The sequence below is a fragment of the uncultured Sphingomonas sp. genome, assembly GCF_913778135.1.
Lineage (GTDB): Bacteria > Pseudomonadota > Alphaproteobacteria > Sphingomonadales > Sphingomonadaceae > Sphingomonas.
The window spans coordinates 1-9,201 of the sequence record NZ_CAJYVU010000084.1; the positions used below are offsets into that span (position 1 = coordinate 1).

Here is a 9,201-nt window from a genome sequence, read left to right on the forward strand (position 1 = left end):
CCGCGCCCGAACCCGGCCGCGCATTGCCCAGGGCACGCTCGCGCCACTGCACCCCGATGCGCACCGCCTGCCGCTCGACCGGAAGCACGAGCACCGCCGAGGGGCCGACATCCAGCCGCGCCGCGCCGCGCTGTGCCGCGCCCCACGCACCCAGGCCGAGTTCAAGGTGCGTGCGACCGCGCACAGCGATCGTGCGGCCCGCCACCAGTGCGCCATCGACATAAGCATCGGCTTGGCCACGCGCGACTACGCCTGCCTGCACGTAGCCGTCGGTGTGGAAACCAGCGCCGAGCGGCAATGCGCTAACTCCACCGATCAGCCCGAGCGCGGGTCCACCGCGAGAATTGGCAATGCCAACGCGCTGTTCGGCGGCAATGCGAAGCGGCAGCCGCGTCGGCTGCCATTCAATCCCGAACGCTCCCTCCTGCTGCCGTGTGCCGGTCGCCGCGGCGACGCGAGCGACCGCGGCAAGCCGCCCGCGCGCATCCAGCCGGTAGGCAACTCGCGCGCCGACCTGCCCGCCGCCCAGCTGCGGTGTCGCCACGCCGCTCGCGTCGCCGCTGCCGCGCACCAGCGCCCACGCGCTGCCCGACCAACGCGATCGCGCGGGGAGCGCTGGGGCGACCGGTCTCGCTGCATCACCGCCGGTGGGGAGCGCATGCTCGATTGGTGACGGGACAAGGGCAGCAGCTTGGTCGGTGCCGGCAATCGGCATCGATGCCGTATCAATTGCCGCAGTAACGCGATCAGACGGTGTGGCCAGCCACACCCGCGGCGTGATTGTTGGTCGAGGCGCAACGCCGCCATGCGCGATCAGACGCACTTCTCCCCGACGCACTTCTGGGACTAGAGGGGAAGCCGGCCTTGACGTCGCGACCGCACCGGTCCCGACCGGCCGCCCGACGCGCGCGGTCACCGTCCGCTCGGCGATCGGGTCACCCAACAGCAGCGCGATCCGCGCGCCGGTCCAGCCGCCCACGACGATCATCAGGAACCGCAGCGGTCGCCCGTCGCCACCGAACCCGCGCGCCACCACGCCGCGTTTCACCGGCGCGGCCGCGGTCACCCGGCGGTCGGCAGCACGTCGGGGAAGCGGTGCACGGTCTTGTCCCAGCGCTGTGCGCGCCCCGCGAGCATCCCGGCGTAGCGCACCACCGCGCGCCTGGCGGCGAGCAGCGCGATGATGTTGCCCAGCACCGCGCGCGGCACCGAGCGCACCCCCTCGCGCCAGCCATGTTCATGCGCGGTCGCGCGCGCGCGCACCAGCAATCGCCATGCGAGCAGCACCGCGTTGATCGACAGCAACGCCGCAAGCAGGTCGGTCACCCCAGGCGGCGCGTCGCCGATCAGCAGGTGCCCCAGCATCGACGCACCCCAGGCGACGAGCGCGAGGTAACCGGCGGCGAGCGTCAGCACCGCCAGCGGCGCGCGACGATCGCGCATCCGCATCCACAGCTCCGCCGCGCGCTTCCGCTCCCCCCAGCCGGTACGATCCCAGCCGGCGAGCGCGATACCCGTCATCCAGCGGGCCTTCTGCACCACCGCGGCGCGGATCGTATCGGGGAAGAAGGCGCGAACCGCGACCAGCGCGCCGTCACCATCGCGAACGCGCACGAAGCAGCTGCGAAGGCCCAGTTCGGCAACACGCAGGCCCAATTCATAGTCTTCGGTCAGGCTTGCCGGCTCGAACGGCGCGTCGCCAGTCTGCGCCGCCAACCGGTCGAGCGCGTCGCGGCGGATCGCGCAGCCGACTCCAGCGAGCGGCATCGCCGCACCCAGCGCGGTGCGCACCGGCAGCGCGATCGCGTGCGCCAGCGCGAACTCATCGGCGTAATGCCCGGTGACCATCGGCGAGGCGGGGTCGATCAAGGGAACGACGGGCAGCTGCACCAGCGCGTGGCTTGCCAGATGATGCTCGACCACGCGCAGTTCGGCCGGGTGGAGCACATCCTCCGCATCGTGCAGGATGACTGCGCGCGATGCCACCCCCGCCGTGGCGTCCTCCGTGACCAACGCGCGCCACAGCGTGTTGAGGCAGTCCGCTTTGGTGGTCGGACCGGGGCGCGGCCCCACCACCAGGCGGACGCGGCGATCAGCGCGCGCGACGGCGCGGACGGCCGCGATGCTGCCGGGATCGTTCGGGTAGCAACCGACGAAGATGCGATAGTTCGGATGCTCGATGCGCGCGAGCGCGGCACGGAGCATCGCGCCGATCACCGCACGTTCGTCCCACGCGGCGACGAAGATCGCCAGCCGCTCGCCGCCGGTCTCGGGCAATTGATCGAGCCGCGCTGCCGGACGGCGATGGATGACATAGGCCAGATCGACGAGCAGGTCGTCGACACCACCCAGCAGGAACATGACCGCGGCGAACAGCAACGCCTCGTGCAGCAACGCGTCGCACAGGTGCAGCGCCGCGGCGGCGATGCCATAGGCCATGTCGCCCCCCGACGAAGGTGTCCCCGCTACCGAATCTGCAAAATACGCAAGTGCCGCGCAAGCCGCGAAGATTTACGACTTTTTCGCCGCTATAGATTGTCGTTTGGACGTTTCATGCCGGTTCGGCGTAGAACAAAAGCGGCGCGACGGCGTTCGCGCTTCGGTCCCTTTATCCCCCTTTCGGGACCAGTGCCGACCCAAGCCGGTACCGGCCGCGTCGTGGCGTATTCTTCGACGCGGCCAATCACGGGGGACGGAAAGGCGCGGACGATGCCGCCCGCGCGCTTCACCGTCACCAGTAGAAGTTGCGGATCACGTCGACGACGACACCGCGGCGCTGATCGACGAGGATCACGTCGTTATAGTGGCGGACCCAGCGCGTGTAGCCGCGCGCGGGCGGCAGGTGATAGCGCCACGGATCGTTGACGATGTAGCGCGTTCCGAAGTAGCTTGGCGCGATCCGCACGCCCGGACGGAAGCTCTGGTACCCGAACGGGGCGCGCCAGTTGCCGCGAGCATAGAGCGCGCGGTTCTGCTGCCGCCACGACGACCAGTCGCCGCGACCCCAGTTGCGGTCGCGGTCGGCGCGCCAGTCGTTGCCGTAACGCCCGCGCAGATCCTCGCGGTACTCGCGCCGCGCCTCGCGCAGGTCGCCGCGTTGATCGCGGATGTCGTCGCGGTCGCCGAAACGACGCGCCTCGTTCAGGTCTCGCTGTTCGCGGCGGATGTCCTGCCGGTCGCGGCGCAATTCCTCGCGCGACTGCGCGACGGCAACGGTGGGCATTGCCGGCAGCGCAACGGCGGCGAGCAGGGCGGTGGTGATCAGACGACGCATCGAATTTGCTCCTCTTCACGAACCCGACCGGAACAAACCGTTGCGGGCATGAAGGGGTATTTAGGCCCGTGCGACTGAACGACGCGGGAATGGGTTCGTCAGCGAAACGACAGCTTCGCGCGCATCAGCCCGCTGCGACCAAATGCGCGGGCAATCCTTACGGCTGGTCGCGACCGCCCGGACGACCGCCACCGGCACCGCCGCCCGCACCTGGCGCGCCGACCGCGCCGATGTTGCCGAACAGTTCGGAGAAGAAGCTGCGACTGCGGCCCAGCGTCGGCGTGACCTTCTTCGACGGGCTGATCGCGGCAATCTGATCGACGCCCGACTTGCGGATCGCGGTGACGTTCCCGGCCGCATCGAAGCTGATCCGCATCGTCAGCTGGTCGATCGCCTTTGGCGGGTTGTATGCCAGGTTGCGGCTGTCGCGCGCGACATAATACCAGTCGCCCTGGTTGAACTGGCTGGCGAAGGTCGGGTGACCCAGCGTCGCCAGCACCGACTGCCGATTGTCGACCCCCGGCTGGACCGAGTTCACCAGATCGGCGTCGACGATATAGCCCTGGTGCGAGCGCAGCGGCGTGCAGCCCGCGGCGAGCAGTCCGGCGGTGACGGCGAGAGGAAGAAGGAAACGCATGGACTCTCCGGCGGACACGATTCGCGATCCGCACCCGATCGCGAGCGCGCATCAACGAGGACGGACGCGTGCCCGAACGTGGACAGGTGCGGCCTTTGCCCCCAATATGCCCCGCGCGGGCGCGACACAAGCGCGCCGGCATCGAGACTCTTATCTGATAAAGCGACGAGAAACCTTGGGCTGGCTGAAATCCCTGTTTGGCGGACGCGACCGCACCGCCGCGCTGCCGCTGTACGACGCGGTGATCGCGCGCGCGCGGGCGGAGCATTGGTATCTCGCGGGCGCGGTGCCCGATACGCTCGACGGGCGGTTCGACATGGTGGCGGCGGTGTTGGCGATGGTACAGCTGCGGCTCGAGCGTGACGAGGAGGGTGCAGGCCCTTCCGCGATGCTCACCGAACGGTTCGTCGACGACATGGACGCGCAGGTGCGCCAGATCGGATTCGGCGACATGGTGGTCGGCAAGCATGTCGGGCGGATGATGGGGATGCTGGGCGGGCGGCTCGGCGCCTATCGCGAAGGGATCGCTGAAGGTACGCTCGACGCCGCGCTGGTGCGCAACCTGTACCGCGGCGAGGCGCCCTCGCCAGAGGCCGTCGCGCACGTCCGGCGCGAATTGCTGTCGCTCCACGCTGCACTGGACCGGACGTCGATCCCCGACCTCATGGAAGGACGCCTGCCGTGAGCGCGCCCGAATTCAGCCGGATCGAACGCCTCGACGCGATCGGATCGGAACCGCGCGAGGTGACCGTCAGCGCGAAGGAAGCCGAGCGCGCCGCGCTGGCAAGCCGCTTCGGCCTGCTCGCGATCGACCGGCTGGAGGGTCGCTTTACGGTACGCAAGGAGGCGGCTGGCATCGGCGTGCGCGGCCGCGTGACCGCGACCGTGACGCAGGCGTGCTCAGTTACCGGCGACCCGATCCCGGCGCAGGTCGACGAAGACGTGAGCTTACGGTTCATCCACCCGGCCGGCACGCGCGCGCCCGCGGGCGACGAGGACGAGCACGAACTCGTCGGCGAGGAGATCGACACGGTAGAGATCGAGGGCGGCGGCATCGACCTGGGCGAAACCGCCGCCGAGACGATGGCGCTGGCGCTCGACCCGTTTCCGCGCGCGCCCCGCGCCGCCGAGGTGTTGCGCGAGGCGGGCGTGATCAGCGAGGAAGAGGCGCGGCCTGCCAACCCGTTCGCCGCGCTAAAGGGCAAGCTGGGCGGCGACGCCTAGCCGCTATTTCGCACCCTCGGCGCGAGCCCCGGTGATCATCTTGCGCGCGATCGTTCGTACCGCCTCGTCGTCCTTGGTCTCGTCACGCGCCGGGTCGCCGAGGTGGTCGAGGCTGCCTTCGAGATAGTCGAGCAGCCCGGGGTGCTTCGCCTCGACATATTCGATCAGCTTGAACAACAGATGCTCGCTCGCGATCTCGCGGCGGCGGGCCTGAACGGCGGTGTCGTCGGTCATTATGTGCTCCGTGGCGTAGGAGCCGACACAACGCGCGGATGGGCGGATGGGCGCAGGGAAAGCATATCGGCTTCGCGCACGAGCCCTTCCGAACTTGGAGAGGGTAGGCACGAAGCAGCGTGCGTGAGAATGCTTCTCCTGCCGCTCGTGGCTGGCGAGTTGCTAGGGCCGACGCGCTGGTCCGATCCGACGTGATTTATCGGCCCTGCTTCCGCTGCTTCTTTCCCAATCGATAGGCGATGCGCTGCCATTCTTTGAATGAATGGCATTCAAGGTTTCCCGTCGTTTTGCGTTTCAGGCAGCTTACCGACCCTTCGCCGACGTTCGGCTGATTCATCATGCCCGGACTGCCGTTCACCGGAACCGGAACGTTTCGTGTCGTGCCATTCGAGCGCGCGAAGACCGTCTGAGCCGTTGCCGAGGTCAAGGTCGCGAACGCGATTAAGGTTGCGATCAAGAGGTCACTCATGAGCAGCTCCAGCGGATCGGGAAGCTACACTGTCCCATGCTCCCGCAACGATGTCGACGGGGCTGTAGCGTTAAGATCAAACGCAGACGACGCACCGCTGGATCACCGTGCCCAATCACGGGCAGTCCTACAGCAGCGCCAGTTCCACCAGCCGCCCGACGAGCACCGGCGGCATGGCGGCGACGCCGTCTCCGGCATCACCGCTCAGGTCCTCGGGCGCCTCGTGCGCCTCCAGGTAGCGCCAGCCCTGGTGCGCGCGGCGCGGGCGGGCGTGGATCAGCTGGAAGTCGGGCGAGAGATGGATCGCGACGCGCCCACCCTCCGCCTCGCCGAAGCCGGTGATCGGCGAGCGTGCGACGAGCTGGTGTTTGATGATCCAGTAGAGCGATCCGCGCCCGGCGACCTCCTCGTGCCGCTTTGGCAGGTAGCGCGTCGTCAGGAACAGCTCGCCCGCCGCCGCGCGCGCCTTCAGCCGGTCGGTCAGAATGTCGAGGCTCGCCGCGCCGAACGCGACCTTGGTTAGATGTAGCGGTGGCAGGGACATGCCACGCGGATGTGGGTCAGCCCGACAGCCCCCACAAGGCCGCGAGACCCAGGAACGACAGGAACCCCATCACGTCGGTCGCGGTGGTCACGAACACCGCCGAGGACACCGCGGGGTCGACGTTCGCCTTGTCGAGTGCGACCGGCACGATCACGCCGACCAGCCCCGCGACGACGCTGTTGATCATCATTGCGATCGCGAACACGATCGACAGTTGCAGGTGCCCGAGCACGAGGTAGCTGCCGACCGCCCCAACCGTGCCGAGCGCGATACCGTTGGCGAGCGCGATGCGGAATTCGCGGAACAGCATCCTGAGCGTGTTCGAACTGGTCAGCTGATTGGTGGCGAGCGCGCGCACCATGACGGCGAGCGTCTGCGTCCCGGCATTGCCACCCAATGCCGAAACGATCGGCATCAGCGCGGCGAGCAGCGCGAAGCGCGCGATCTCGCCCTGGAACAGCCCGACGACCGAAGCCGACAGGATCGTCGCGCCGAGGTTTACCACCAGCCACGCGACGCGCGTGCGCACCGTTAGCCGGATCGGCTCGTTGATGTCGCCCTCGCCTGCGCCCGACAGGCGCAGCACGTCCTCGCCCGCCTCCTGCTGGATGATGTGGACCACGTCGTCGACGGTGATCATGCCGACCAGCCGCCCCGACTGGTCGACCACTGCCGCCGAGATAAGCGCATATTTCTGGAATCGGAGTGCGACCTCCTCCTGGTCCATGTCGACCGGGATCAGCGTCTGCTCGCGCTGCATCACGTCGGCCATCGCAATCCCGCGCGGCGTGCGCAGGATCCACGACAAGGCGCAGGTGCCGACCGGCTTGTGCGCCGGATCGACAACGAAGATTTCCCAAAAGTCGGTCAACAGCTCGTCGTGACCGCGCAGATAGTCGAGCGTATCGCCGACGGTCCAATGCTCGGGCACCGCGACAAGGTCGCGCTGCATCAGGCGCCCGGCCGATTCCTCGGGATAGGACAAAGCCTCCTCGATCGCGGCGCGGTCGTCGGGCTCCATCGCGCGCAGGACCTCGCGCTGGTCCTCGACGTCCATGTCCTCGATGATCGCGACCGCGTCGTCGGTGTCGAGCTCGCTCGCGATGTCGGCGACCTGCCGCGCGTCGAGCGCGTCGATCAGCGCCTCGCGGACGTAGTCGTTCATCTCCGCGAACACGTCGGCGTCGAGCTGGTCGGCGATCGCGGCGGCGAGGTCGCGGCGGCGGTCCTCGGGTGTCAGCTCGAACAGGTCGGCGATGTCGGCGGGGTGGAGCGGCGCCACCAGCGCGCGCGCGGCGTCGACGTCGCCCTCCTCGACGGCCTCCAGCACCGCGTCGACGAAATCGGGTTTGAGCCGGTCGTCCTCGTCGAGCTGATTGGGGGCGGGCTGATTGGCCGCGGCCTTTTTCGCGCCGGACTGTTCGCCCGGCTCGTCGTCGCCCGATAGCTGTTCGCGTTCGAGATCGGGAAGCTCGGTCTCGCTCATGTCGCGTGCCTCCCTGCTGTTCGCCGACCCGCGCGCCTTATCGCCGCCCCGCGCACTTGGCCATGCGTCATTTGCCCCCACGCGTTTGCCTCACGATCGATGCGGCACTAACTGTGCGCACAAGAACACGAAAGGAACCTGTGTGGCCGATACCTTCAACACCCTGACGCTGACGCTTGACGGCGGCGACGTGACGATCCGCATGCGCCCCGATCTCGCACCCGAGCACGTCCAGCGCATCGGCGAGCTCGCCAACGAAGGCTTCTACGACGGCGTGCCGTTCCACCGCGTCATCCCCGGCTTCATGGCGCAGGGCGGTGACGGCGGTAACCACAACGGCACCGGCGGCTCGAAGAAGCCGAACCTCAAGCAGGAGTTCAGCAAGGAGCCGCACGTGCGCGGCACCTGCTCGATGGCGCGGACGATGGACCCGAACTCGGCCAATTCGCAGTTCTTCATCTGCTTCGACGACGCGCGCTTCCTCGACAACCAGTACACCGTCTGGGGCGAGGTCACGGACGGCATGGAGCTGATCGACGCGCTGCCCAAGGGCGAGCCGCCGCGCGAGCCGGGCAAGATCGTCAAGGCGAAGGCAGAGTAATCAGCCGAGAACGCCCGCCGCGCCAGCCGTGCGTGGCGGGTCAGTCGGTGCGTAACGTCGCGATCAACCAGTCGCGGAAAATGCGTACCGGCTTCGTCTGCAACGCGCGCGGGCGGCAGACGAACCAATAGGAATAGGGGCTCTCGACCTCCAGCTCGAACAGGCGCACCAGCCGCGGATCGTTGGCGTCGTTGAAGTGGCTCTCGAGCATGAACGCCACGCCCAAGCCCTGCGCTGCCGCCTCCAGCATCAGCGCGCCCGAGTCGAAGTGATCGACCGCCTTGGGCTCTATATCGGCGATGCCGGCGCTGTGACGCCATGCGGTGAAATTGTCCGCCATGTCGCGGTGAAGCAGCACGCTGTGATCGGCGAGCTGTTCGGGGAGCAGCAGCGGGTCCGGACCCTCCACCAGCGATTTTGCGCCGATCGCGTAGACCTTGTTGCGATCGAGCCGCTCGGCGTAGAGCGTCGGGTCGACCTCGCGCGCCAGCACGATCACTGCGTCGAGCCCCTCGCCCAGCCGCGAGATCGCGTTGCTGCCGGTGTCGACGTCGAGGTGCAGTTCGGGGCGCGCCGCGCGCAACTGCGCCAGCTTCGGAAACAAGCGCTGCGAGGCGAACAGCGGCAGCACGCCGAGCCTGAGGCGCAGCACCTCGCCGCCGCTGGTCATCGATTCGACCGCGTCCGACAGGCTGTCGAGCGCGGGCGCGATCGCGGCGAGCAACCGGTCGC

At 68.4% G+C, this 9,201-nt stretch carries 12 protein-coding genes; 3 read left to right on the top strand and 9 right to left on the bottom strand.

Annotated elements, in window-relative coordinates:
• The 4 genes from QZ847_RS07755 to bamE form a co-directional block, all read right to left on the bottom strand.
• Positions 1–1,066, bottom strand: a 1,066-nt coding sequence (locus QZ847_RS07755; protein ID WP_294355079.1) for a hypothetical protein, incomplete at its 3' end; no start/stop codon positions are given.
• Entirely contained in the window at positions 1,063–2,439 is a 1,377-nt protein-coding gene (locus QZ847_RS07760; protein WP_294355082.1) for a glycosyl transferase family protein, read from the bottom strand. The genes QZ847_RS07760 and QZ847_RS07755, both read right to left, overlap by 4 nt.
• Before the next feature lie 292 nt (positions 2,440–2,731).
• A complete protein-coding gene (locus QZ847_RS07765) occupies positions 2,732–3,274 on the bottom strand; it encodes an RcnB family protein (RefSeq protein ID WP_294191513.1) in 543 nt (180 codons plus the stop codon).
• A 157-nt stretch (positions 3,275–3,431) separates the two neighbouring features.
• Positions 3,432–3,911 (bottom strand): outer membrane protein assembly factor BamE, encoded by a 480-nt coding sequence (gene bamE / locus QZ847_RS07770; protein WP_294191512.1) that lies wholly within the window; start codon positions 3,909–3,911, stop codon positions 3,432–3,434.
• A 175-nt stretch (positions 3,912–4,086) separates the two neighbouring features.
• On the opposite strand from bamE, the gene QZ847_RS07775 reads away from it, so the two are divergent.
• Together QZ847_RS07775 and QZ847_RS07780 are read left to right on the top strand one after the other, a co-directional pair.
• A complete protein-coding gene (locus QZ847_RS07775; RefSeq protein WP_294191511.1) occupies positions 4,087–4,596 on the top strand; it encodes a ubiquinol-cytochrome C chaperone family protein in 510 nt (169 codons plus the stop codon).
• Positions 4,593–5,135 (top strand): DUF177 domain-containing protein, encoded by a 543-nt coding sequence (locus QZ847_RS07780; protein ID WP_294355085.1) that lies wholly within the window; start codon positions 4,593–4,595, stop codon positions 5,133–5,135. Before QZ847_RS07775 ends, QZ847_RS07780 begins: the two co-directional genes overlap by 4 nt.
• A gap of 3 nt (positions 5,136–5,138) precedes the next feature.
• Here QZ847_RS07780 and QZ847_RS07785 read toward each other — a convergent pair whose 3' ends face one another.
• The 4 genes from QZ847_RS07785 to mgtE all read right to left on the bottom strand — a co-directional run bounded on the left by QZ847_RS07785 (position 5,139) and on the right by mgtE (position 7,868).
• Positions 5,139–5,369: a hypothetical protein gene (locus tag QZ847_RS07785; protein WP_294191509.1), complete on the bottom strand. Its 231-nt coding sequence runs from the start codon at positions 5,367–5,369 to the stop codon at positions 5,139–5,141.
• Positions 5,370–5,565: 196 nt separating this feature from the next.
• Entirely contained in the window at positions 5,566–5,838 is a 273-nt protein-coding gene (locus tag QZ847_RS07790) for a hypothetical protein (RefSeq protein ID WP_294355089.1), read from the bottom strand.
• A 127-nt stretch (positions 5,839–5,965) separates the two neighbouring features.
• Complete coding sequence (locus QZ847_RS07795; RefSeq protein ID WP_294355094.1) at positions 5,966–6,382, bottom strand: DUF1489 domain-containing protein; 417 nt, start codon at positions 6,380–6,382, stop codon at positions 5,966–5,968.
• A gap of 16 nt (positions 6,383–6,398) precedes the next feature.
• Complete coding sequence (gene mgtE, locus QZ847_RS07800; RefSeq protein ID WP_294355096.1) at positions 6,399–7,868, bottom strand: magnesium transporter; 1,470 nt, start codon at positions 7,866–7,868, stop codon at positions 6,399–6,401.
• A gap of 142 nt (positions 7,869–8,010) precedes the next feature.
• On the opposite strand from mgtE, the gene QZ847_RS07805 reads away from it, so the two are divergent.
• Entirely contained in the window at positions 8,011–8,469 is a 459-nt protein-coding gene (locus QZ847_RS07805) for a peptidylprolyl isomerase (protein ID WP_093006432.1), read from the top strand.
• 40 nt (positions 8,470–8,509) lie between these two features.
• Here the strand turns inward: QZ847_RS07805 and QZ847_RS07810 are convergent.
• The coding region (locus tag QZ847_RS07810) for a LysR substrate-binding domain-containing protein (RefSeq protein WP_294355099.1) at positions 8,510–9,201 on the bottom strand (692 nt) is incomplete at its 5' end.